The sequence below is a fragment of the Hoeflea phototrophica DFL-43 genome, from assembly GCF_000154705.2.
GTDB classification, from domain to species: Bacteria; Pseudomonadota; Alphaproteobacteria; order Rhizobiales; family Rhizobiaceae; genus Hoeflea; species Hoeflea phototrophica.
Window position 1 is genome coordinate 3353824 of record NZ_CM002917.1, and the last position, 23191, is coordinate 3377014.

The following is a 23191-nucleotide window of genomic DNA, read 5'->3' on the forward strand; positions in this document are numbered from 1 at the left end:
TTTTTGTCGATTTGTCAAAGTAAGCATAAGAACCCTGGACAGACGATGGACATGAAACAGACGAAGTTATCTGTTTCGCTTGCCGGGGCGAACCGACATCACCGACTTATCAACCATTGCAGGGCCCGGAGGCAAGCACATGAAGATTTCCGTGAACGGTCAGACCCACGAGGTGGATGTCGAACCGGACATGCCGCTGTTGTGGGTGCTGCGAGACGAACTTGGCATCACCGGCGTCAAATATGGCTGCGGCATTGCCATGTGCGGCGCCTGCACCGTCCACATCGACGGCATTCCGACGCGCTCCTGTCAGCAGTGGGTCGGCGATGTCGAGGGCGAGATCACCACGATTGAGGGTCTGGGAACACCGGACGCTCTGCACGCCGTGCAAGCCGCCTGGATCAAGCATCAGGTTGCGCAATGCGGCTATTGCCAGTCCGGCCAGATGATGTCGGCAGCGGCCCTTCTTGCCGAAAACAACGATCCCAGCGACCAGGACATTGACGATGCCATGAGCGGTAATCTTTGCCGTTGCGGCACCTACCCCCGTATTCGCGAAGCCATCAAGGCCGCCGCACAGACAATAAGGAGCGCATGAGATGGGTCGTTTGAAAACCTTCACCCGCCGTGCGTTCCTGGTCGGATCTGCCGCGGTCGTGGGCGGCGTTGCCTTTGGGGTCTACACGGTCCGCACGCCGCACAAAAATCCGCTGCTCGCTGATCTTAAGACCGGCGAGGCCGCACTTACCCCCTATGTTCGCATCGATGCCGACGGCGTAACGCTGATCACCCCACGCGCCGACAAGGGCCAGGGCGCCTATTCGGTCCAGGCGGCCCTGATCGCCGAGGAACTCGACATCGAGCTCGACCAGATCAAGGTCGATCCAGGCCCGCCTTCGCCCGCCTATTGGAATGAGGCCCTGGCCGAAGAAGCAGCTGCCTTCATGGCCCCGGGCGACGGGGTGACCAACTGGGCGGCCCACGGTTTCTTGTCCGCCGCGATGAAAACCATCGGAATGCAGATCACCGGTGGCTCGACCACCGTCCCCGACGGCTTTGTCAAACTGCGTCAGGCCGGCGCCTCGGCGCGGGAAACCCTGAGACTGGCGGCAGCCCAGAAAACCGGCATCGCAGCAAGTGAGCTCGAGACTAAGGCAGGCCAGGTGATCCTGCCCGATGGCACTTCCATCCCCTATTCCGAACTGGCCACCATTGCCGCAGGCATCGAGCCGCCCCAGGATGTCGCCTTGCGCGATCCGTCCCAATGGCGCCTGATCGGCAAACCCATGCAGCGCGTCGATATCGTGGAGAAGTCCACCGGCACTCTGAACTATGGCATTGATCACAAGATCGACGGCATGGTGCATGCAACCGTGGTGCTTAACCCCGCCCAGACCGGACCGATGAACAGCTTTGACGCCAGCGAGGCGCTGAAAATGCGCGGCATCAAGGATGTGGTCGAAATCACCGGCGGCGTCGGCATCATCGCCGACAACACCTGGCGCGCCTTCCAGGCCGCCCGGGCGATCGAATTCGACTGGGGCCCCGCGCCCTTCCCCGCCGCCATGGAGGATCATTGGCAGGCGCTCAGCAACAGCTTCAACGACGACGCATTGGACAGCCGCCAGCGCGATGACGGCGATGTCGAAATCTCTTTCGCTGAAACCGGCGAAGTCATCAGCGCGGAATACCGTGCGCCCTATCTGGCACATGCACCGCTGGAGCCGATCAGCGCCATCGTTCGTGTCGATGACGATATGGTGGAGGTCTGGACCGGGACGCAGATCCCGCGTTTCATCCAGAACAATATCAGCAAGATCACCGGCATCGATGCCGACATGGTGATCGTGCATGTGCTCTATATGGGCGGCAGCTTCGGCCACCGGCTTGAGGATGAGGTGGTCAAACAGGCAACCGAAATCGCCATGCAGATGAAGGGGACGCCGGTCAAGCTCACCTATTCACGCGAAGAAGACATGGTCCATGACTTCCCCCGCCAGATCGCCATGGCAAGGATGCGCGGCGTGGTCCGCGACGGCAAGGTCGAGACCTATGATCTGGGCATCACCATGCCCTCCGTTGTGGCCTCGCAGATGGCCCGTCAGGGTCTGTCGGTGCCCGGCCCCGACAGCCAGATTGTCGCTGGCGCGTGGGATCAGCCTTTTGCCATCCCCAATCAGAGGGTCACCGGCTACCGCGCGCCCGAGCTCGCCCCAAGCAGTTCCTGGCGCTCGGTCGGCGCATCGTCAAACGGCTTCTTCTACAATGCCGGCCTTGATGAACTGATCCATGCCGCGGGCGCGGATCCGATGGAAGAACGGCTGCGGCTTTGCTCCAACGACGAAGCCCGCAAGGTGCTTGAGGCGGTTGCAGAAATGTCCGGCTGGGATGGTGTGCTGGGCAATGGCCGCGGCCGGGGTGTAGCGCTCACTCAATCCTTCGGCGTTCACTGCGCCGAGGTGATCGAGGTGACGATGACCGACGCAGGAATCAAGATCGACAAGGTCTATGCCGCCGCCGAAGTCGGCACCGTGATCGACCCGGTGAATTTCGACAATCTGGTCAAGGGCGGGGTGATCTTCGGTCTCGGCCACGCCATGAATTGCGAAATCACCTACACCGACGGCATTGCGGATCAGGACAATTTCCACGTCTTTGAAGGCATGCGCATGCACCAGTGCCCTGAGATCGAGGTTCGGGGCCTGGAAAACGGATCTCGGACGCTCGGCATTGGCGAACCGCCGGTTCCGCCTGCAGCCCCTGCACTTGCGGGGGCGATCTTCGCCGCCACCGGCATCCGCTTGAGGGAAATGCCGTTCAGCAAATTCGTCGATTTCGCGTAAGGCCTGCCACCGTTCAGCTCAAGGATCCTGTCCGAAATGGCTGTCGGAGCATTCGCGAGGTTGCGGCACATCTCGATCACGCCCTGATCCTGCATTGGGCCTGGAACCCGGGCTGGGGACGCGAATTCGCGTCCCATTCGCTGCAGGAAACCATCGACGCTATGATGAAATGAGCCGCCGCCGACACGCCCTGCCAGTCCGGGTTCAGCGCCCGCTGCGCCGGTTCTTGAACGCCTGATGGGATTGATCAGTCCCGTCATGGAACGATCCGAACCACTTGTCCCAGGGCATTTCGAGATTGCCGTAATTGCACTCGAAATAGCGGTGGTGCATCTGGTGATGGAAGGTTCCGAGCGCCAGCCGGTTCTCGTCCTTGACCACCAGCCCCTCAAATCCGGTGTGTGACGTCGCCGCCGTCAGCGCCTGATGCTGCATGTGGAAGAGAATGTGCAACGGATGCGCCGGCACGATGAAGTGGATCAGCACCGACGAGAAAAACAGCAGATGCTCGACCGGGTGCATCGACAGCCCCGACCAGGGCCCGACATTGATGTTTCTGTGATGCAGAGCGTGAAAGGCCTTGTACAGGCGCGGCACATGAATGAGCCGGTGGATCCAGTAGAAATGGAACGAGATCCAGACCGGCGTCAACGCAAACAGCAGCACGAACCAGACCGGATTGCCGCTCCAGTGCAGCATTGGCGCATAGCCGTTCGCCATGGCCCAGAACATCAAGGCCTCATAGGCCGACCAGAACAGAACGCCGCTGCCAAGCGACCAGAACATGTTGTCATGAACCTGGTTCTTGAAGGTAAAGGCCCGGCTCTCCTTTGCCAGATCCCGCTTGTCGAACTTCAGCTCCATCCGCTGCCGTTTCCAAACAAAGAAATAGAGATGCAGACCACCCGCGACGCCAAACAGCAGGATCAGATTTCGAACATAGATCTCGGCGATCCACCCGATCGAAAGGGTCTTGGCCTCTTCCATCGACGGCTGGAACCACATCCAGCAGGTCAGGCTGATCAGGACCAGAATTGAATTCTCGGCAACCGCGAACCACCGGTCCGCAACCCATGTGACCATGCGCCGGGGATCCGGCGGCCAGCTGAAGAACGGAGAGACCTTGATCGGGACCTGCGGACGGTGATGCCATTGCCCGGCAAATCCGCTCGCGGCAGGCTGTGTGTTCACGTCGCTTTGTTCACCCACTGCAACACCCCTCTAGCTGGCCTTTGGTCTCTTGCCTGTCTTTGGATGTCCAAATCTCCCACAGCCCAAACAACTTGAAAAACAGAACTTTCCGACCGATAACATCATTTTTTCCGAGCAATGATCCTGATGAAAGGCCCTGCCAGATGAGCGTTTCGATCAAGGCGATGCAGTATTTCCTGGCGGCAGCGGAGCAGGGCTCCATCGTCAAGGCTGCAAAAGGGCTCAATGTGGTGCCATCAGCCGTCTCAAACGCCATTGATATGGTCGAGACCGCCTTCGGGCTTCAACTGGTGCAGCGCTTTCCGGCAAAGGGGATCACGCTCACCGCACCGGGCTCGGTCGTCATCCAGAAGATCCGGAACCTGGTGGATGACTACGAGCTCTTGCTTCAGCAAGGCACCGAGCTGAAAACCGCGCTTTCCGGGCACATCTCCGTCGGCTATTACGCCCCGGTCGCGTCCGCCTTCATACCCTCGATCTTCGCACCGATGCTGAAGACCAATCCGGGAATCCGGCTCAAGCTGACCGAGACGGACAATGAAGCGGTGCAGGACCGGCTTCTCGCAGGCGAGTTCGATCTGATCATCTTCGTCGCCAACAACATCAGGGCCGGCATCGTTCACCAAAAGCTGATTGAAGCCCCGCCCTATGTGCTCGTCTCGGCAAAACACCGTCTCGCCGACCAGGCATTTGTCACGCCGGACGATCTGAGCAACGAACCGATGGTGCTGCTCGACCTGCCGATGACCAGCGACTATTACCGCAATGTGTTTGCCGGAACCGATGTCACCAGCCAGATCGTGGTCCAGGCCAACACCCATGAAATGGTCCGCAGCCTGGTCGGCAAGAACATCGGCTTCTCAATCCTCAACATGCGGCCCGAAACCGCCGCCACCTATTCCGGCGACCAGGTTGTCGCCAGACCGCTCAAGGCAAGGGCTCAGGCCCTGGAGCTGGCCGTCGGCCACACCGGCGGCAAACAAAGACGGCTTGCGCAAGCCTTCATCGACGCCACCATCGGCCATTTCGATCAGCAGGTCGCAAGGCGGCTGATCACGGCTCTGAAGTGACGTGCAAAACCCAGCTGGGCAAAGCTTTCCAGCTTCCCGTGCCCACTTGCAGGCGTCCCATGCTAAACTGAAGTCACCCAAAGATTGATCGAGGTCGAACACACTGAAGATGGTTGATTACACACTCTACTACTGGCCGATTCAGCTTCGCGGCCAATTCATCCGCGCCGTCCTCGCCCATGCCGGCGCGTCCTGGAATGAGGTCGGCTTCGACGAAATCATCGCCCAGAAATCCGCCCAACCCTCCGCGCAACTGATCCCGCATATGGGGCCGCCCGTCCTCACCGATCACAGCCGCGAATTCAGCATCTCCCAGATGGCTGCGATTCTTGCCTATCTCGGTGAAAAACACGGGCTCATAGACGATGATCTGGTGCTCAGGGCGATGAACACCAAGCTGATCGATGATGCCAATGATGTGCTCTACGAGATGACCCGTCACAATGGCGCACAGCAGTGGACAAATGAGGCCTGGGCCGAGTTTCAGCCAAGGCTTCAGCGCTGGATGGAGATTTTCGAGGAAACCGGCCGGCGCTATGGCCTGACGGCTCAGTCAGGTTTCATTCTTGGAACTGAGGCACCCTGCCTTGCCGATCTCGTGACGGCAACATTATGGGGCACCATGACCACCAAATTTCCGGCGCTGAGGCCGGTGCTCGAAACCCATGCACCGGGGATCACCAGCCTGTGCGACCGCATCGGCGCAATGCCCTCCCAAACCGAACTTCGCGAAAAGAGCGACGCGGCCTACGGCGAGGCATGGTGCAGCGGCGAGATCGAAGCATCGCTTCGCGCTGTTACCGGCAGCAATCCCGCTCAATAGGCAAACTGGCTTCATTGCCAAAGCTGGTGGATCGCCTTAGCGGCCGGGGGGAGTCTCCACAGAAGCCTGCTGGCGGCAGGACAAGATGCCGCCAGCAGGAGGATCCCCATATCCCGATCGGAAAAAGCGGGGATCGAAACTGAGGTTTGGACTAGAATTTGACCTTAACGCCCGGCGCAAACAGGAAGGTGGTCCGGTTGGTCTGGACACCGAAGGTCCGGCCGACTTACGCCTTCAGCGACAAGAATACCTTCTCCTCCCTGAGGGCGTAATCCAGCTCGACGCCGCCAAAAGCCCCATTGGCATTGTCATCGATTTTCGTGGCTGCCCCGAGACCCGTGACAGTGCTCTCGGAGAGAAAGCGGCGGAAACCGGCATAGGGCGCAATCCCGAACTGCTCGACCTGTTTGCGCGCTTTGACGAAACCTCCGATTGCCGTCACGTCTGTCTCGGTGGTGACATTGACCGTTCCCGTTGTCGTGGTCTTGCTTGCATCGCCCAGCGACTGAAACAGGCTGGCCCCGCCGCAAAGGTCCCACCCGCTGCCATTGGCGCGGCAGACTTCCGCGGAAGCATCAACGCCGTAATAGGTGGATGCCACATTGGAAGAGCCGCTGAACACCATCACGCCACCACCGATGGTGCCGCTGAAATAGAGATCCTTCGCGGACGTCAGCGCTCCATCCTGGGCCTGTGCGCCGGTTGAAAGGGCCAGTTCCGCTGCAATGGCGACTGCTGCGGTGAGATAGGATGCGACCTTCATGAAATATTCCTGCTCAAGATCATGATGGGGTCTAACTACCCGCCGGGCCTGGCAGCCGGAATGTATGGAATCATACACTTGCGTCGCTTTTTGCGGATCAGCCCGCTTTCAACCGGCAGAACCCCTGCTCAACGGCAGAAGGAATATTGCACGGTACAGACCGCACCAGCATTGGCGCAGAACCCCATGGCATAGCTTTCCGCCGCCCGTTTGCTGGTGCCGGCGCCGAACCAGTGACCGCCACTGCCCGATGCCAGTGCGTGGCATTGCGCCTGGGTCATGTCCTCGATGCCACAGGAGACATCGCCGCAATATTGCATCGCATAGGACTGCGCCTCCTCGCGGCTTACCCCGGCACCGTGGCCGAAACGGCCATTGTTGCCGATGGCGAAAGCCATCCACCCCGTGCCGTTCGATCCGCCCTGCGCGGACGCACTGTTCTGGCCGCCAAGCACCGCGCCGCACTCGCCATACATGCCGGCAATCGGCTGGCCTTCCCAGCACATGATCCCGCCCCATTGGTAGGCCGGACCGCCGGGTTGCCGGATTTCGAACCAATCATAGCCATCGAACCGCACGCCGGTGTTCATCGTCACCGTCACGGGCGCGCCTTCGCGCAGGCTTCCGGCCTGACCGAAATTCGTTCCCGGCCCGTTGCGCAGGCGCCCGCCGAGCGAACGGGCCGCGGCATTGCCGAGCATCGTTTCATTGCCGCCCACCGCATCCGACGCATGGGTCTGCCCCCTGGTGCTTTCAGTGCAGGGCACCGCGCTGTCGTTCGGGTACTGCTTGAAACCAAGCCGCGCATCGGTGCCCTTGCCAAAGAAGCGGTAGCTGCGGCTGTCGAAGCTGAACCCGCTGGCCACGCGCTGCTCCCGCGCGGTTTCGGTTTGCGCCGCCGACTCCGCCGCACTGATATATTCGCTCTTGGGTGTGATCCGTGCGGTGGAGTTTCCATCAGCCCAGAACACTTCCACCTCGTAGAAGACGTCGCCCTCGGGTTCGCACTCATACACTGTCAACTCCGTGGCCTGGGCGGCCAGGACCGCTACCATCAACATGGTTCCGAGCACCACCACCATGCCGCTGCTGGCGCGCAGCACGCGACGGAAGCGATACGAGGTGAAATTGCAACGAGCTTGTTCAGACATGGCGTTTTCCCGATGATGATTTGGCTTGAACGAGCCCAAACCTATTTGCCAGCGACACCTCCGCTCAATAGATGGATTAATACATGCAAGCCCACGGCTTCCTTTGCTAAGCTGCAGGTGAGCGTATTCAAAGAAGCGGCCCGGTCCATGTCTGCCCATCCCACGCCTGACACCGTTCAGCACTCCGTTCTCATTGTCGAAGACCGGCACGAGATCGCATTGCGGCTCAAATCCGCCATCGAGAAGACGCCCGAACTCACCGTCTGCGCCGTCGCCGATGATGTTGATGGCGGGCTGAACCAGCTTTTTGCGCACAAGCCCCGTATCGTGCTCGTCGATCTCGGCCTGCCCGACGGTTCGGGCATTGAGGTGATCAAGGCCGTGTCCGAGGCAGCCTGGAGCTGCGAGGCCCTGGTCGTCAGCATCTTCGGCGACGAGGGCCGGGTCATTGAAGCCCTGCGCGCCGGCGCCCGCGGCTATGTGCTCAAGAGCGGCTCACTGGCGACCATCGGCAAGGATGTGCTATCAGTGATCGAGGGCGGCAGCCCGATCAGCCCGCAGATTGCCCGCCATCTGCTGGCGATGGTCAGTTCCGGCGCTGCGGGATCGTCCGAAGGCGCCCCCCAGATCGATCTGACCAACCGTGAAACCGAAATCCTCAATGCTGTCGCCAAAGGCTACAAGCGCCGTGAGATCGGCGAAAAACTGGGCATCTCCACCGGCACTGTCGGCAACCACATCAACAACATCTATCAGAAGCTCAACGTCAATTCGAACACCGAGGCCATTGCCCGGGCGACCCGCATGGGACTGCTCTAGGTGATAAACGGCCGTCCGTTGCTCATCGTCCTCGCCTGGATCGCCACCATTGCGGGGCTTATCTGGGCGCTGAACATCGGCACCATCAAGCCGATCGACAATACGGTTCTGCTGACCGATGGACAGGTCTGTGAAACGCGCGATTGCGCGCAAGCCAGCGACATTGCGCTTCCGGTCCATTTTCCGGCGCACTATGCCGCCGGCCACGAAACCCGGCACCTGCGCTTTGACTTGTCGCTGCCGACAGTGCCGCAAGATCTCCAGGCGGTCTACCTGCCGAGCTATGCCGACGAGGTCTTCATCCGGGTCAACGGCGTCACCGTCCATGGCAGCGAACTGGGGGGGCGCCAGCCCGCCCGGATGTGGAACATCCCGGTGCTGGCGACAATCCCGCCAAGCCTTCTGCACACCGGTCAAAACCAGATCGACATCGCGCTTTACGGCTATCCGCAGGAAGGGCTGGTGCTCGAGCCCTTCCATTTCGGTGAGGCACAACTTCTGGCCCCGCACTACAATTGGCGCTTCATCACCAGCGCCGGGATGGCGCGGTTCAATCTGGGTTTCATGGCCATTGCCGGGCTCATGCTCGCAATCATCTGGCTCGCCCGGCGCAACGAACCGATCTACGCGCTGCTCGCCACGTCATGCGCCTTTGCTTGCGTCATCTGCATCCATTTCGGCTTCGACACCAGCGCCATCGGCTACCGCTGGTCGACACTGGCCTGGCAGGCCTCGGTGAGCATCTATGTGTTGCTGATCTTCAAGTTCTGCAATCACTATATCGGCGAGGACCTCAAACCGCTCGAGACCGTCAGCCTGGTGTTCATCATGGCTGAACTGGTGGTCGGCGCCCTCGTTCCCGCCGCCTATTTTTTTGATACTCTGCTTTTCTTCAAACTGCACCCGGCGATCCTGTCGTTTCTCGTACTGGCGGTGCTGCTCGGCAACCGGAGCAAGATCGACAAACCCGACTTGCGCATCTTCTTCTTTTTCCTCTCCATGGCTTCGGCCATAGGCGTGTATGAGCTCTACATCACCGCGGTTGTGGATCCGGGACGCAATCAGCATATTTTCCAGTTCATGCCGCTGGCGATGCTTTGCGTCTGCCTCTGGCTGGTGATTTCACGCTTCATGCTCTCGCTTCGCAACTACGAGGAACTGACCGGAAGCCTCCAGGAGACCGTCACCGCCAAGACCGAGGAACTGCGGCTCACCTATGAGAAACTCGGACAGGTGGAACGGCTCAAGGCGATCAATGACGAGCGGCAGCGCATCATGCTCGACCTGCATGACGGCATCGGCGGTCAGCTGGTCAACACACTGGCCTACATGCAGAACAACCAGAGGGGCGACACGGTCATCCAGACGGCCCTTGAAGACGCGTTGCGCGACCTGTCTCTGATGCTCGACAGCCTGGAAACCGATGCCAGCATATCGACGCTGCTCGGCATGTTGCGCACCCGGCTGGAAGCCTTGCTGGCCGAACATGCGCTCGAATTCGACTGGCGCATCGATGACGAGCCGGAACTGCCCCATCCTGGCCCATCACAGAACCTCAACCTCTTGCGCATCGTCCAGGAAAGCATCACCAACGTCATCAAGCACGCCGAAGCCAGCATCATCACCGTTGCATCAGACAAGGATTCGATCACCATCCGCGACAACGGCAAGGGCTTTGATCCGGCACCGGACGGACGCAGGCACCACGGCCATGGCCTCGCCGGCATGCGCCGCCGCGCCGCCAGCATCGGTGCCGAATTCGATCTGAGCAGCGGCAGCGACGGCACAACCATACGGCTGGTCTGGCGCTGAGCCACGCAATCTGCGCGCCCACGGCAAGCCTGGTCGCGAAACGGTGTGAAATTGCCAGCCGGCCTGTAAGCCGGGTTCTGTATGGCCTTGACCCTTGCGGGCCAAAACGTGGCAGCCATTCCTCTGGGACACGCATTGCTGCGCACCTCAAGCAACCTACCCGGATGATCAACCCCGGAAAAAGGGCCGGGCTTTCGCCCTGCGTCATCCCTATTCGGTTTTGCTCCCGGTGGGGTTTACCGTGCCGCTTCCGTTGCCGGTCGCGCGGTGGGCTCTTACCCCACCCTTTCACCCTTACCCCGCCGCCTCATTGCCGCTCGATCCTGGAATCGGATCCGGCGATCAGGTGGCGGGGCGGTTTGCTTTCTGTGGCACTTTCCCTGGGGTCGCCCCCGCCGGACGTTATCCGGCACCGCTTATCCGTGGAGCCCGGACTTTCCTCACCCTGCTGTCTTTCGACGTTGCAAAGTGCGGCTGCCCGGCCGACTGGCGTGCTCTCCTTAGACCACCGGCGAAGAGATGGCCAGAGCATTCCCCGCGTCGCAATGGCCGCCCCCGGCCTTACTTCATCAACCGCGCGACCTTGCCGCAATAGCGCTTGGAGATCGGGTTCATCCGCTTGGCTGCATGGCCGGCATTGTATTTGAGGATGGTGCCGCAGGTCGTGCCGCCGCCCAGCTTGTGCGCCATGGCGAGATACTTCATCCCATATTTGATGTTGGTCTCGGGATGATAGAGGCCCTTGGTCGAACCGCGATAGCCCATCATCCGCGCGGTGGACGGCTTGATCTGCATCAGCCCGACTTCACCCGCGGCCCCGCGTGCACTGGCGCGGTAATTGCTCTCAACCGTAATCACCGCATGGGCAAGCGATTCAGGAATGCCGTTGGCCTTGGCGTAGGACGAAATCAGCTTGCCGTGCGGCCTGCCTGCATAGCCCAGTTCAAGCGTGGTTTGCGACGTCTTGCCCTTCGAGATAGAGCCGGTTGTTTCACCCGAAGTTCCGGTGGTTTCGCAGCCCGCAAGCACAAGTGTGAGCAAGGCCGCCGCGGCAGCCGGTAAAATTGAACGCATTTTTGAGTTACTCCGAAAGCGCCTTGCCCATCCGTTCATGGAAGGGAGCGGGCCTTGCCCCTGGCGCGTTTTGCATCTGCCACAGATCCGCCTGAGGCCTGATGCCGGGCGTGATCCATGCGCTTGAAACTTATAGATCGCGGCTTCTGACGGTTATTTTATGGCCGGACAAGCCCAAAATGCTGCATCGCCATAAACTTGCGTTTCAGGCTGTAATATTTGCGCTCAAGTGTTTCGAAACGATACAGAAACGCTCTTCAGGCGACGCCGGGCAGCTCGCTGAGCAGCTTGTGCAGCGTGCCGATGGTCGAGGCATCGGCGATACCATCCACCCGCGCGGGCCGGAAATGGCGCTGAAAGGCACGCACCACAGCCGCGGTCTGGGCACTGTAGACCCCGTCAACCTCGAGACCATAACCGTACAGCGCCAGCATGGTCTGCAGTGCTTCCACCGGCTGGCCGGAGTCGCCTTCCTGGAAAAACCGCCCGCCGCCGACCGGCAGCGGTTCAACCCAATGGCCGATGCCTTCGCGATAGAGCCTGTTCCAGGGAAACATCTCGCCCGGATCCTGCTTGCGCATGGGTGCGATGTCGGAATGCGCCAGCACCCGCTCAGCGGCGATCCCGTTACGCTCGACAATGTCCTTGCATAGCGCAATCACAGCCTCGATCTGCACATCCGGAAAATCCGGCGTGGCGTCCTCACGGTGACCGACATGGGCGATCTCGATACCGATCGAGGCCGAATTGTTGTCGGTCTCACCCTTCCATTTGCTTTCGCCCGCATGCCAGGCGCGCGCCGCTTCCGGCACCATCTGGGTAATCAGGCCGGCCTCATCGACAAAATAATGGCTCGACACCTGGCTTTCCTCGGCACAGAGCCAGTCAAGCGCCGCCTGGGCCGTCGCCATGCCGGTGTAGTGCAGGATCAGCATATCCGGCTTTCGGCCGTTTCTGCGCTCACCGCAATTGGGCGAAGGGCGGACCTGCGCGCCAGCGAAATCCGGCTTGGCAAAATCAGGTTGGAATGCACTCATGCGGCAGCGCGCGCCTTTTCGATCGTGGCAAACGCGTCATTGAGTGCGGCCATCCGGTCATTGGCAATGGTGAGGAACTCTTCCGGCACCCCGCGCGCCCTGAGCCGGTCGGGGTGGCTTTCGGACGCCAGCGTCCGGTAGCGCTTCTTCACCTCGTCAAAAGGCGTTGATTCGGGAACGCCAAGCACCGCATAGGGATCGATCCCGTCCGGATGCACATGACGCGCCAGAATGCGTTCGAAATGGGCTTCGTCGACACGGAAGATATCGGCCACATTGGCGATGAACTCGAGTTCTTTTTCATGAACCAGCCCATCCGCCTTGGCGATGTGAAACAGCCCGTCGAGAACGTCCTCAAGCATGGCGCAGTTGGATTCCCCCGAACCGCACATGCCCGCCACGCGTTGCGCGTAGGCCTCGTAACCCGCCACATCCTGCTTGGCGAGATTGTAAAGCCGCGCCACATTGTTGGCTTCGGCCTCCGGGATCGTGAAGATCTCCTGGAAGGCACGCACCTCTTCGGGAGCCACAATCCCGTCGGCCTTTGCCATCTTCGCCGACAGCGCAATCACCGCCACGGAGAACGCCACCCGGCGCCGTGTTTCAGGGTCGCCGGCAAACACCGTGCGCACGGCTTCGACAACGCCGGAAAAGGCGGTTGCAGCGGTTTCACCAATGACGTCGAACAAGCGGCTGAAAAGAGACATGGCTTGTCCTTATAATAATTAGTCTCAAAAATCGAGTATCACGCACCGCTCTATCACTGAACGATCCATCAATCTTGAGGATATGATTGATCAAGCGAAAACGCTGGACGTGCGCTGCAGATGCCAGCTAAGGCTCGCCCATGACAGAGCCTTCACCCGCGGCGCGAGCCCCTTCCCCAGCCTTGCAGAGGCCGCCCGCGCATCCGCTCGCAGGCCTGGCGCTGGGCTTTGTCGGGGTCGTGATCTTCGGCGCCACCCTGCCCGCAACCCGGATTGCGCTTGAAGGCTTTTCACCCGCTTTCATAACCTTTGGCCGCGCCGCTCTCGCGGCCCTGGTCGCAGGCATTGCGCTTTTCGCGCTCGGCAAACACTTTCCGCGCCAGCATGCGCTGTCGTTTCTCGCCGCCGGTGTGTTGCTGGTCTACGGCTTTCCCGGCTTTTCAAGTGTCGCCATGCAGACCGTGCCCGCTTCCCATGGCGGAGTAGTGCTCGGCGTGCTGCCGCTGATGACCGCCACATTCGCGGCCCTGTTCGGCGGCGAGAAGCCGGGTCTCGCCTTCTGGGCCTGGAGCATCACGGGCGCGGCGCTGGTGGTGATTTTCTCGCTTTCCGGCGCCGACATCGAGCCCGGTCTGGGCGATGTCTGGCTTGGATGCGCCGCACTTTCCGCCTCCTGCGGTTATGTCATTTGCGGCAAGCTGGCGCGCACGCAACCGGGATGGGAAGTGATCAGCTGGGCCCTGGTGATCACCGCCCCGCTGTCGCTCGCGGGCGCGCTTTACAGTTGGGACAGCGGCGTCACCAACCCAGATACGGCAGCTCTGATGGGCTTCATCTATCTCTCGCTCGGCTCGATGTTCGCCGGCTTCATCTTCTGGAACTGGGGCATGGCCATCGGCGGCATTGCGCGCGTCGGTCAGGTGCAACTGCTGCAAAGCTTCGTCACGCTGGCTCTCTCGGCCCTTTTGCTGGGCGAGCAGATCACCTGGGTCACACTCGGCTTTGCCGTTGCGGTCGCACTCGTCGTCTGGTTCGGCCGCAAGGCCAAGGTGGGCTGAGCCACCCCGGCTTGCCATCGGCTGAACCTGTCACCGGCGTTTCGTCAGCTATGCCCTGTCACCGCGCGCGGCTTGTAGGGCGCTTCCAGCGACCGGACCGACGCGGCATCGAGCTTGATGTCCAGCGCACCAATGGCTTCTTCAAGCTGACCCAGCCTGGTAACCCCGACGATTGGCGAGGTGATGTAGGGCTTGGAAAGAACCCAGGCATAGGCCACCTGCGCCGGCTTGACGCCAAGCTTTGCTGCCACCTTTTCAACCCGGTCCAGAAGCGCATAATCCTGTGCCGAACCGAAATAGTCGTGGCTTCGCCCGTCGGTTGCGCCGCGTTTGGTGGTCTGACCGTCCTTGGGCCGGTTGCCGGCAAGAAAGCCGCGCGCAATCGGCGACCATGGCACCACACCGACACCCTCGGATGCACAATAGGGCATCATCTCGCGCTCTTCCTCACGGTACGCCAGATTGTAGAAATTCTGCATGGCGATGAATTGCTGGTAGCCCCGCGCCTTCTGCATTTCGCGAAGCTTGGCGAATTGCCAGGCCCACATCGAGGACGCCGCGATATAGCGCACCTTGCCGCTCTGGATCACCGCTTCCAGCGCGTCGAGCATCTCGTCGAACCCGGTGTCCGGATCCAGCCGGTGGACATAGAGAATGTCGACATAATCCATGCCGAGCCGGGCCAGCGACTGGTCGATCTGGTCAAACACGTGCTTGCGGGACAGCCCGCGGTCATTGGGCCGCCCGTCACCCATGGCGAGCCCGACCTTGGTCGCCACCACGATCTCGTCACGCCGCGCATAGGCCTTCAACGCCTTGCCTGTGATCTTTTCGGAATCGCCGTAATTGTAATGATTGGCGGTGTCGAAGAAATTGATCCCGCTTTCGATCGCCTTGCGGAAGAAGGGCTGCGCCTCATCCTCGGGCAGCACCCAGGGGTGCGTCGGACCGCCCGGCGTGCCGAAACTCATGCATCCAAGGCAAAGCCGCGAGACTTTCAGACCCGTTTTCCCCAGCCGAACATGGTCCATGTGTCTCTCCTGTCATATGTGAATTGTGGCGCGACGATAGAGAGCCGACCCGCACCGGGTCAATAGCTCGTCGCCGCGCGCGAAGCCTGGTCGTACTGGCCCGACATCACCCGCATCAGGGCCGCGATCTCGCTGATCCGCGCCTCGTCGAGTCCCAGTGACTTGATCTGATCGACCAACAGTTTTTCCCGCAGATCGCGGTAGCGCAGGCACAGGTCCGCCCCCTCGCGGGTGATCCGCGCTGTCTTTTCCTTGCCGCGGCGGCCGGGGGCGACCAGCCCCAGCGTCTGCAGCTTCTTGAGCGCATAGGCCACCACATGGGTGTCCTCGATGTTGAACATCATGCACAGATCCGCCTGTGTCTTGTCACGCTCCCGGTGATTGACCGCATGCAGGATCTGCACTTCCATGCTCGACAGGCCTTCCCCACCCGCAGCCGCCGTGCAGCGGGTGATCCAGCGCTGAAAGGCATTGCTTGCGATCACCAGCGCAAACTCCATTTCCGACAGCGACGGCATCCCGCCATCGGCCAGATGCGCGGCGGATACAATCGGACCAACCTCATTTTCGGATGGCGTTTTCGGTGGGGTCACAGTTTTCACTCACATTTTGTCGATAATTTATTGACGTTATGCTGACAATGCGCATTATACGCAGACCAAACCCTTTGTCCATTGCGACAGGATCCATTGCGCCAAGCCAGATCAGACCAGATCAGGCAAGATCGAACCGCAGGATCCGCAGCAACGGCCGCAGCAAAGCTTGAAGGAGCAGACCATGACCGAGACCTGGGATTTCTGGATCGACCGTGGCGGCACCTTCACCGATGTGGTCGGACGGGCACCGGACGGCTCGCTGCACCAGCGCAAGCTTCTGTCGGAAAACCCCGAAGCCTATCCCGATGCCGCCATTCAGGGCATCCGCGATCTGCTCGGCATCGGCAAGGACACCCCGATCCCCCCGGCCCATGTCGGTCACGTCAAGATGGGCACGACGGTCGCCACCAACGCGCTTCTTGAACGCAAGGGCGACCGGACGCTGCTGGTCATCACCAAGGGCTTTCGCGACGCGCTGCGCATCGCCTACCAGGCACGGCCGGACATCTTCGCCAAGGAGATCATCCTCCCCGAACAGCTTTATGAACGCGTCATTGAAGTCAGTGAACGCGTCATGGCCGACGGCAAGGCCGTGCATGGCCCGGACCTTGAAGCCCTCGAGCCCGAACTCGCCAAGGCTCGCGCCGACGGCATCGATTCGGTCGCGGTGGTGCTGATGCACGCCTGGCAGAACCCGATCCACGAAGCCATTGTCGAAGGTGTCTGCGAACGCACGGGCTTTGCCCAGATCTCGGTCAGCCACCAGGTCTCGCCGCTGGCCAAGCTGGTCGGACGCGGCGACACCACCGTGGTCGACGCCTACCTCTCGCCGATCCTCAGGCGCTATGTCGACCGCGTCGCCGGTGAACTCGGCGCCACCCCCTCGGGCGAGCCCGGACCGACACTGCAATTCATGATGTCCTCGGGCGGCCTGACCGCAGCCGACATGTTTCGCGGCAAGGACGCCATCCTCTCAGGCCCTGCAGGCGGCGTCGTCGGCATGGTCGAGACTGCGGCGCTCGCGGGATTTGACAAGGTCATCGGCTTTGACATGGGCGGCACCTCCACCGACGTCGCCCATTATGATGGCGACTATGAACGCGCTTTCGACACCGAAGTCGCCGGCGTGCGCATCCGTGCCCCGATGATGCGCATCCACACCGTTGCCGCCGGCGGCGGCTCGATCCTGCATGCCGATGGAGGCCGCTTCCGCGCAGGCCCCGACAGCGCCGGCGCCAATCCAGGCCCCACCTGCTACCGCCGTGGCGGACCGCTGACCGTGACCGACGCCAACGTCATGCTCGGCAAGCTGCAGCCTGACTTCTTCCCCGCCATCTTTGGCCCCCACCAGGACAAGCCGCTTGACCGCGACGCCGTTGCGCTGGCCTTCGGTGAGCTCGCCAAGGCGGAAACGGGCAAGTCAGCGGAAGACATCGCAGAAGGCTTCATCACCATCGCGGTCGAGAACATGGCCAATGCAATCAAGAAGATCTCGGTCCAGCGCGGCTATGACGTCACCCGCTATTTGCTCAATTGCTTCGGCGGCGCCGGTGGTCAGCATGCCTGCCTTGTGGCCGACGCGCTGGGTATGGAATCGATCCTGATCCACCCCTTCTCCGGTCTGCTTTCGGCCTATGGCATCGGTCTGGCGAGCGTCTTCGCCAGCCGCCAGCAGGCCCTGATCAAGCCGCTGGAAGAAGCAAGCCGCACCGACATCAAGCTGCTCATCGATCATCTGTGCAAGGGCGTCTTCGAGGAGCTCGACAGCCAGGGCGTGCCCGACAGCGCCATCAGCTGGCGGCCGATGCTGCAACTGAGATATGACGGCACCGACACCACTATTCCCGTGGCCTTTTCCGACTTTAATTTTGAAGCTGCCCGCGCCGAATTCGAAACCGCCCACAAGGCGCAGTTCGGTTTTGTCTATGACAACAAGACCGTCATCATCGAGGCGATCTCGGTGGAAGCCATCGACGACCGCCAGGACAACCGCATCGAACCCGAGCATGATATGGTCGACGCCCGGATCGAGGACGGCGACACCCGTCCGGTCTATTCCGGAGGCCAGTGGCACGATGCCCGCGTCGTCCGCCGCGACCGCCTGAAGCCCGGCCACCGCCTCAAGGGTCCGGCGCTGATCATCGAACCCAACCAGACCATCGTCATCGAGCCAGGCTGGGAAGCCGCAATCAACGCCCGCGATCATGTGGTGCTGACCCGCTTTGAAAAGCTCGAACGCGCGCTCGCAATCGGCGCCGACCAGGCCGACCCGATCCTGCTCGAAGTGTTCAACAACCTGTTCATGTCGATCGCCGAGCAGATGGGCCTGACGCTGCAGAACACGGCGTACTCGGTCAACATCAAGGAGCGGCTGGATTTCTCCTGCGCCGTCTTCGACCGCACCGGCGCCCTGGTCGCCAACGCCCCGCACATGCCGGTGCATCTGGGTTCGATGGACCGCTCGGTGGAAACCATCATCCGGCTCAACAAGGGCGACATCCATCCCGGCGACGTCTTTGCGCTCAATGCCCCTTACAATGGCGGCACCCATTTGCCCGACATCACCGTCGTCACGCCTGTATTCTCCGATGACGGCAGCGAAATCCTGTTCTGGGCAGCCTCGCGCGGCCACCACGCCGATGTCGGCGGCACCGCGCCCGGCTCGATGACGCCGCTTGCCACCACCGTCGACGAGGAAGGCGTGCTGATCGACAATTTCCGCCTGGTCGAGCGCGGCCGCTTCCGCGAGGACGAGCTGGTTGAGCTTCTCACCAGCCACCCCTACCCGGTGCGCAACGTCACCCAGAATGTCGCCGATCTGAAGGCTCAGATTGCCGCCAATGAAAAGGGCATGGCGGATCTGAGAAAGATGGTGAATGACTTCGGGCTCGATGTGGTCGAGGCCTATATGGGCCACGTCCAGGACAATGCGGCCGAAAGCGTCGCGCGGGTGCTCTCCACCCTGTCGGACTGCGAGTACGAATACCCCACCGACACCGGCCAGGTGATCAAGGTGAAGATCTCGGTCGACCGCGACAAGCGTGAGGCGACCGTTGATTTCACCGGCACTTCCGATGCCATGGAAAACAACTTCAACGCGCCCGAACCGGTGGCCCGCGCCGCCGTGCTCTATTGCTTCCGGGTGATGGTGGAAAAGCCGATCCCGATGAATGCCGGATGCCTGCGTCCGATCAGGATCATCATCCCGGAAGGTTCGATGCTCAAGCCGGCCTATCCGCGCGCCGTGGTCGCAGGCAATGTCGAGACCTCGCAGCATGTCACCAACGCCATCTTCGGCGCATTGGGCGCGCTTGCCAACAGCCAGGGCACGATGAACAACCTGACCTTCGGCAACGAGAAGTATCAATACTACGAGACAATCTGTTCGGGCTCGCCGGCGGGTTACGAGAATTCCGGCCGGGGCTTCAACGGCACCTCCGGGGTCCACACCCACATGACCAACTCACGCCTCACCGACCCGGAAATCCTGGAAATGCGCTTTCCGGTTCAGCTCGAGGATTTCCACATCCGCGAAGGGTCTGGCGGCAAGGGGCAGTTTACAGCGGGCAACGGCACACGCCGGACCATCCGCTTTCTCGAGCGCATGGATCTCTCGATCCTCTCCTCGCACCGCAACCGCCCGCCTCTGGGCATCGATGGCGGCGCTTCAGGCGAAGTCGGCAAGACCGAGGTGAGACGCCGCGACGGGACCATTGAAACGCTCAAAGCCTGCGACCAGACAGTGCTGGAGGCCGGTGACGCAGTTGTCCTGACGACGCCAACGCCAGGGGGTGCGGGCAAGCGCTAGCAAACACGCCCGAGTCTGGGCCGGCCAATCAAGCAAAGGCGTGGCCGTTGCAAAACGCCACGGCGGCGGTGCCGCAGCGGTGGCCATCAGCTTGCAAGGCGGACCACAGGGGTTTTGGTTTTCCGCGACTGGAAGACCGCCGAAGCCTTACGCGCGCTCAACGAAGGGCCGGCAAAACGGCCTTCGACTTCCAACACCCCGGCCGCGATCGCGCTTTCGACATCGGTGGGTCCGTCGACGCCGGTCAGCGTCACCTGCGTGTTCACCGTTCTCGCCAGTTGAACGAACAGACCAAGCATCACCGCGAACCGCTCCTGACCGGCAATTGCCTTTATATGCGCCAGATCGAGCCGCACCCGGTCGACAGGATGCGGCCTCGACATCGCCAGACCTGCAATGCCGGCGGAAAAATCGCTCACGGCGATCCTGACGCCGGCGCTTCGCAGGCGCGCAATCGTTGCCATGGCCACCAGATCATCCTCGGGCACTGCGCGGGCCCGGACATCAAGCACCAGACGTTGTGCTTCCACGCCGGTGTCCTTGAGCAGAGTTTCAACCAAGCAGGAAAACCCGGGATCGGAGAGTTGCGCCTTTGACACCGGCACGATGATTTCGCCGCTGCGGCCCCAGGATTGCGCCGCAAGCAATGCCTCGGCAAGCATCCATTTGCCGATCATCACAACAAGCCCGCTTTCCTCTGCAACCGGCATGAACTTTGTTGGCGCGACATCTCCGTGAACCGGATGGGTCCATTTGAGCTTTGCGCTGAATCCGGTCGGCTGCATGGATTGGGCTTCATACACCGGCAAGTACTCGATGCCAAATGCCCCCGACGTCAGACCCGACCGCATGTCTGCCTCGAGCTCGCGGCGAAGCCGATAGTCGCTGTCCATGTCTGCGCTAAAGAAAGCGTGGCTCACACCAGGCGTTTCCTTCGCCCTATAAAGTGCCAGGTCGGCACGCTTGAGCATGTCGGAAAGCACAAAGTCGCCCTGATCGGCACAGGAAATGCCAATGCTCCCGGCGGTCTCCAACGCACTGTCGGCGCAATCGACCGGCCTGAACACGGTGGCTTCCAGCCCGCGGCAAAACTCGCTGATGGCGGCGTCGCAAGGGGCGTTCTCCCAAAGCACCAGAAACTCGTCACCGCCAAGCCGGTAGGCCCGCTGCGCTGAATTGCAGGCAACACCAATGCGCAAGCCCAGTGCCTTGAGAACGGTGTCGCCGACGCCATGCCCCAGCGTGTCATTGATGAATTTGAAACGGTCGAGATCAAACAGCAACAGCGCCAGCCGCGTGCCCGGATCTTTGGTGTCCGCCAAAAGGATTGCAACATCCTCGCCCAGCGCCCGGCGGTTGCGCAGGCCGGTGAGACTGTCGTGATTGGCGGCCTGACGAAGTGTTTGTGCGGCCGCGCGCTCGCTGGAGAGTTGCCTGGAAAGGTGCGATTGCATCAGCCCGAACGCCAAGGCCAAAATCAGGGCAAACCCGGTGGGCACACTCAGAAGAGCTATGGAAAACGGAAAATCCGCGGCGCGCATAACCGCCTGGATCGACGACACACCAGCAAGACTCTCCCCGGCGTACAACGCCAGAGCTGTCAAAAGTCCAATTGCCAAACCAGCGAACGCATATCGCCGAAATCTGTTTGGCAGGTAAGGATTCAGCATCATGCTAAATACTCCTGTTCTGCAACTTCACCTTGCCGCATCAGCATTTAACAAATAGTGACCGACAGAATTTGTGGTAAACATATGTTTTATAGTGTTTTTCAAAATTTAAGCTTTTGCCGCTAAATTCGGGTCGCATCCATCCTCCCGGTGCCCCGCATCCTGTCTGCGACAATGCAGCGGGATTCACGCACGGGAGCGAACCGTGTAGCACCGTGATGAAACCCGTTGATTCGCCCAAAGGCACAATCATGCCCCGCCTCCACCAGTTTGCCGCCAGTCTGAAACGCCTTTTTGCGCCCATGCGTTTAGGCCGCCCGCAAGGTGCTGCCACTGCAGCAATGCTGCTTGGCGCGGCTCTCGCGCTAAGTGGCTGCAACTCATCGAGCCTGACCGATGGTCTGCAACCCATTGGAAACGAAACCCGCAAACCGGCAAGCACCCCCGCCCGCCCAGACGTGAAAAAGCTCGATCCCCCTGGCCCCCTGCGCTTTGGCGATCACAAGCCGGTCGATTTCGGCAAGCGCCATCCCGACCTCTACCCCGTCCACGGCATTGATGTCTCGAAATGGCAAGGCGACATCGACTGGAATGCGGTCAAACGCGCCGGCGTTGCCTTTGCCTTCATCAAGTCCACCGAAGGCGGCGACCACAATGACAGCCGCTTCAATGAATATTGGCGGCAGGCGCGCGCAGTCGGCATCCCCCACGCGCCCTATCACTTCTATTATTTCTGCCGCCCGGCGCGCGAGCAGGCCGAATGGTTCATCGCAAATGTGCCGCGGGCCTCAGTCCAGATGCCCCCCGTTCTCGATGTCGAGTGGAACCACGCCTCCAAGACCTGCACCACGCGCCCCGACCCGGCAACGGTCCGCGCCGAGATGAAAATCTGGATGGACATGGTCGCCCGCCATTACGGCAAGCGCCCGATCATCTACACTCCGGTCGATTTTCACCGCGAGAATCTCGACGGCCATTTCAAGGGCTACCAGTTCTGGCTCCGCTCGGTCGCCGCCCACCCCCAGGACATCTATCCCGACCACCCCTGGACCTTCTGGCAATACACCGGCACCGGCATGATGGACGGCATCAAGGGCCACACCGACATCAACGCCTTTGCCGGAAGCAAAAAACAATGGCAGGACTGGCTGCGGAAATACGCGCGCTGACGGACATGGTCTGCGTCACCACCGGACCGGACGTGTAAAGTGGTCAATCCGGCGAGCCGCGAGCCGGCCAGGGATCCAATCCAACAGCTGGCCATCTGCCGCAAACAAGGCCGGAGCGGGACAGCAGAGTGGTTACGTTGAAGCACCACCGCAGCGCGGTGGACAAATGGCTCTAGTCCGCATTCAGGATTGACCTGACCAACGCCAGATATCCGGCTTTGCTGTCGGGTTTGACATGGTAGTCGGTGCAGCCAAGTTCCAAGGCACGCTTCTTGTCATCGATGTGGTCTGATGTTGAAACGACATGAATTTTGGGTTTGGGCTCCAACCCTTCCGACGCAACGGCCCGCAATACCCCAAAGCCATCGACACCGGGCATCCAAAGGTCCAGAAACGTATGATCCGGATTCAGACTGCTGATCATCTCGACCGCAGTCTCGCCACTGTCCAGTTCATGGATTACGACATCATCACAGATCGATTTGATCGTCCGGTTGAGAGTAAAGCGGTCAAGTTCATCGTCATCGATCACCAGGATAGTCTTCATC

General features: G+C 61.0%; 19 protein-coding genes and 1 other RNA gene. 9 read left to right on the forward strand and 11 right to left on the reverse strand.

All coding sequences use genetic code 11. From position 1 onward, the window contains the following. Positions 1–139: 139 nt before the first annotated feature. Positions 140–598: a (2Fe-2S)-binding protein gene (locus tag HPDFL43_RS15855; RefSeq protein WP_007198396.1), complete on the forward strand. Its 459-nt coding sequence runs from the start codon at positions 140–142 to the stop codon at positions 596–598. Position 599: 1 nt separating this feature from the next. Continuing rightward, positions 600–2843, forward strand: coding sequence for a xanthine dehydrogenase family protein molybdopterin-binding subunit (locus HPDFL43_RS15860; protein WP_007198397.1), 2244 nt, complete (start codon positions 600–602; stop codon positions 2841–2843). 204 nt (positions 2844–3047) lie between these two features. Here the strand turns inward: HPDFL43_RS15860 and HPDFL43_RS15865 are convergent, their stop codons facing one another. Further along, a complete protein-coding gene (locus HPDFL43_RS15865; RefSeq protein ID WP_052093339.1) occupies positions 3048–4034 on the reverse strand; it encodes a sterol desaturase family protein in 987 nt (328 codons plus the stop codon). A 164-nt stretch (positions 4035–4198) separates the two neighbouring features. Between HPDFL43_RS15865 and HPDFL43_RS15870 the strand changes: the two genes are divergently transcribed. Both HPDFL43_RS15870 and HPDFL43_RS15875 read left to right on the forward strand, forming a co-directional pair. Continuing rightward, positions 4199–5125 carry a LysR family transcriptional regulator gene (locus tag HPDFL43_RS15870; protein ID WP_007198399.1) on the forward strand — a complete coding sequence of 309 codons (927 nt, stop codon included), beginning with the start codon at positions 4199–4201 and terminating at the stop codon, positions 5123–5125. Positions 5126–5234: 109 nt separating this feature from the next. Beyond that, positions 5235–5948 carry a glutathione S-transferase gene (locus tag HPDFL43_RS15875; protein ID WP_007198400.1) on the forward strand — a complete coding sequence of 238 codons (714 nt, stop codon included), beginning with the start codon at positions 5235–5237 and terminating at the stop codon, positions 5946–5948. A gap of 226 nt (positions 5949–6174) precedes the next feature. Here the strand turns inward: HPDFL43_RS15875 and HPDFL43_RS15880 are convergent, their stop codons facing one another. Both HPDFL43_RS15880 and HPDFL43_RS15885 read right to left on the reverse strand, forming a co-directional pair. Beyond that, positions 6175–6711, reverse strand: coding sequence for a hypothetical protein (locus tag HPDFL43_RS15880; RefSeq protein ID WP_007198401.1), 537 nt, complete (start codon positions 6709–6711; stop codon positions 6175–6177). Between the two features lie 128 nt (positions 6712–6839). Beyond that, positions 6840–7862, reverse strand: coding sequence for a DUF4189 domain-containing protein (locus HPDFL43_RS15885; protein WP_169743258.1), 1023 nt, complete (start codon positions 7860–7862; stop codon positions 6840–6842). A gap of 147 nt (positions 7863–8009) precedes the next feature. Here HPDFL43_RS15885 and HPDFL43_RS15890 point away from each other — a divergent pair, with 147 nt between their 5' ends. Both HPDFL43_RS15890 and HPDFL43_RS15895 read left to right on the forward strand, forming a co-directional pair. Next, positions 8010–8681 (forward strand): LuxR C-terminal-related transcriptional regulator, encoded by a 672-nt coding sequence (locus HPDFL43_RS15890; RefSeq protein WP_007198403.1) that lies wholly within the window; start codon positions 8010–8012, stop codon positions 8679–8681. Next, complete coding sequence (locus tag HPDFL43_RS15895; protein ID WP_007198404.1) at positions 8682–10493, forward strand: sensor histidine kinase; 1812 nt, start codon at positions 8682–8684, stop codon at positions 10491–10493. It begins immediately after the preceding gene. Positions 10494–10543: 50 nt separating this feature from the next. Here the strand turns inward: HPDFL43_RS15895 and rnpB are convergent. The 4 genes from rnpB to HPDFL43_RS15910 form a co-directional block, all read right to left on the reverse strand. Then, positions 10544–10983: RNase P RNA component class A (gene rnpB, locus HPDFL43_RS21535), an RNA gene on the reverse strand. A gap of 71 nt (positions 10984–11054) precedes the next feature. Further along, positions 11055–11567, reverse strand: a complete 513-nt coding sequence (locus tag HPDFL43_RS15900; protein WP_007198405.1) for a lytic transglycosylase domain-containing protein — start codon at positions 11565–11567, stop codon at positions 11055–11057. A gap of 257 nt (positions 11568–11824) precedes the next feature. After that, on the reverse strand, positions 11825–12604 hold the full coding sequence (locus HPDFL43_RS15905) for an N-acetylmuramoyl-L-alanine amidase (protein ID WP_007198406.1): 780 nt from the start codon (positions 12602–12604) through the stop codon (positions 11825–11827). Next, entirely contained in the window at positions 12601–13311 is a 711-nt protein-coding gene (locus HPDFL43_RS15910; RefSeq protein ID WP_007198407.1) for a J domain-containing protein, read from the reverse strand. Before HPDFL43_RS15910 ends, HPDFL43_RS15905 begins: the two co-directional genes overlap by 4 nt. A 140-nt stretch (positions 13312–13451) precedes the next feature. Here HPDFL43_RS15910 and HPDFL43_RS15915 point away from each other — a divergent pair, with 140 nt between their 5' ends. Next, positions 13452–14369: a DMT family transporter gene (locus HPDFL43_RS15915; RefSeq protein ID WP_040449283.1), complete on the forward strand. Its 918-nt coding sequence runs from the start codon at positions 13452–13454 to the stop codon at positions 14367–14369. Positions 14370–14413: 44 nt separating this feature from the next. On the opposite strand, the gene HPDFL43_RS15920 is transcribed toward HPDFL43_RS15915, so the two are convergent. Next, positions 14414–15400, reverse strand: a complete 987-nt coding sequence (locus HPDFL43_RS15920; RefSeq protein WP_040449284.1) for an aldo/keto reductase — start codon at positions 15398–15400, stop codon at positions 14414–14416. 59 nt (positions 15401–15459) lie between these two features. Beyond that, positions 15460–15993 (reverse strand): winged helix DNA-binding protein, encoded by a 534-nt coding sequence (locus HPDFL43_RS15925; protein ID WP_007198410.1) that lies wholly within the window; start codon positions 15991–15993, stop codon positions 15460–15462. A 184-nt stretch (positions 15994–16177) separates the two neighbouring features. Here HPDFL43_RS15925 and HPDFL43_RS15930 point away from each other — a divergent pair, with 184 nt between their 5' ends. Continuing rightward, positions 16178–19804: a hydantoinase B/oxoprolinase family protein gene (locus tag HPDFL43_RS15930; RefSeq protein ID WP_007198411.1), complete on the forward strand. Its 3627-nt coding sequence runs from the start codon at positions 16178–16180 to the stop codon at positions 19802–19804. An 86-nt stretch (positions 19805–19890) separates the two neighbouring features. Here the strand turns inward: HPDFL43_RS15930 and HPDFL43_RS15935 are convergent, their stop codons facing one another. Then, the gene (locus HPDFL43_RS15935; protein ID WP_007198412.1) at positions 19891–21366 is read right to left on the reverse strand and encodes an EAL domain-containing protein; all 1476 of its coding nucleotides are present in this window, start codon (positions 21364–21366) and stop codon (positions 19891–19893) included. Between the two features lie 449 nt (positions 21367–21815). Between HPDFL43_RS15935 and HPDFL43_RS15940 the strand changes: the two genes are divergently transcribed. Then, positions 21816–22643, forward strand: a complete 828-nt coding sequence (locus HPDFL43_RS15940) for a glycoside hydrolase family 25 protein (protein WP_007198413.1) — start codon at positions 21816–21818, stop codon at positions 22641–22643. 172 nt (positions 22644–22815) lie between these two features. Here the strand turns inward: HPDFL43_RS15940 and HPDFL43_RS15945 are convergent, their stop codons facing one another. Continuing rightward, entirely contained in the window at positions 22816–23190 is a 375-nt protein-coding gene (locus HPDFL43_RS15945) for a response regulator transcription factor (protein WP_007198414.1), read from the reverse strand. Position 23191: the final 1 nt, after the last annotated feature.

Excerpts from the sequence above, each read along its gene's own strand:
- HPDFL43_RS15945 (WP_007198414.1), bottom strand. The coding sequence starts at position 23,190 with ATGAAGACTATCCTGGTGATCGATGACGATGAACTTGACCGCTTTACT.
- HPDFL43_RS15920 (WP_040449284.1), bottom strand. The coding sequence starts at position 15,400 with ATGGACCATGTTCGGCTGGGGAAAACGGGTCTGAAAGTCTCGCGGCTT.
- HPDFL43_RS15940 (WP_007198413.1), top strand. The coding sequence starts at position 21,816 with ATGCTGCTTGGCGCGGCTCTCGCGCTAAGTGGCTGCAACTCATCGAGC.
- HPDFL43_RS15860 (WP_007198397.1), top strand. The coding sequence starts at position 600 with ATGGGTCGTTTGAAAACCTTCACCCGCCGTGCGTTCCTGGTCGGATCT.
- HPDFL43_RS15855 (WP_007198396.1), top strand. The coding sequence starts at position 140 with ATGAAGATTTCCGTGAACGGTCAGACCCACGAGGTGGATGTCGAACCG.
- HPDFL43_RS15875 (WP_007198400.1), top strand. The coding sequence starts at position 5,235 with ATGGTTGATTACACACTCTACTACTGGCCGATTCAGCTTCGCGGCCAA.
- HPDFL43_RS15910 (WP_007198407.1), bottom strand. The coding sequence starts at position 13,311 with ATGTCTCTTTTCAGCCGCTTGTTCGACGTCATTGGTGAAACCGCTGCA.
- HPDFL43_RS15905 (WP_007198406.1), bottom strand. The coding sequence starts at position 12,604 with ATGAGTGCATTCCAACCTGATTTTGCCAAGCCGGATTTCGCTGGCGCG.
- HPDFL43_RS15870 (WP_007198399.1), top strand. The coding sequence starts at position 4,199 with ATGAGCGTTTCGATCAAGGCGATGCAGTATTTCCTGGCGGCAGCGGAG.
- HPDFL43_RS15880 (WP_007198401.1), bottom strand. The coding sequence starts at position 6,711 with ATGAAGGTCGCATCCTATCTCACCGCAGCAGTCGCCATTGCAGCGGAA.
- HPDFL43_RS15890 (WP_007198403.1), top strand. The coding sequence starts at position 8,010 with ATGTCTGCCCATCCCACGCCTGACACCGTTCAGCACTCCGTTCTCATT.
- HPDFL43_RS15915 (WP_040449283.1), top strand. The coding sequence starts at position 13,452 with ATGACAGAGCCTTCACCCGCGGCGCGAGCCCCTTCCCCAGCCTTGCAG.
- HPDFL43_RS15930 (WP_007198411.1), top strand. The coding sequence starts at position 16,178 with ATGACCGAGACCTGGGATTTCTGGATCGACCGTGGCGGCACCTTCACC.
- HPDFL43_RS15885 (WP_169743258.1), bottom strand. The coding sequence starts at position 7,862 with ATGTCTGAACAAGCTCGTTGCAATTTCACCTCGTATCGCTTCCGTCGC.
- HPDFL43_RS15900 (WP_007198405.1), bottom strand. The coding sequence starts at position 11,567 with ATGCGTTCAATTTTACCGGCTGCCGCGGCGGCCTTGCTCACACTTGTG.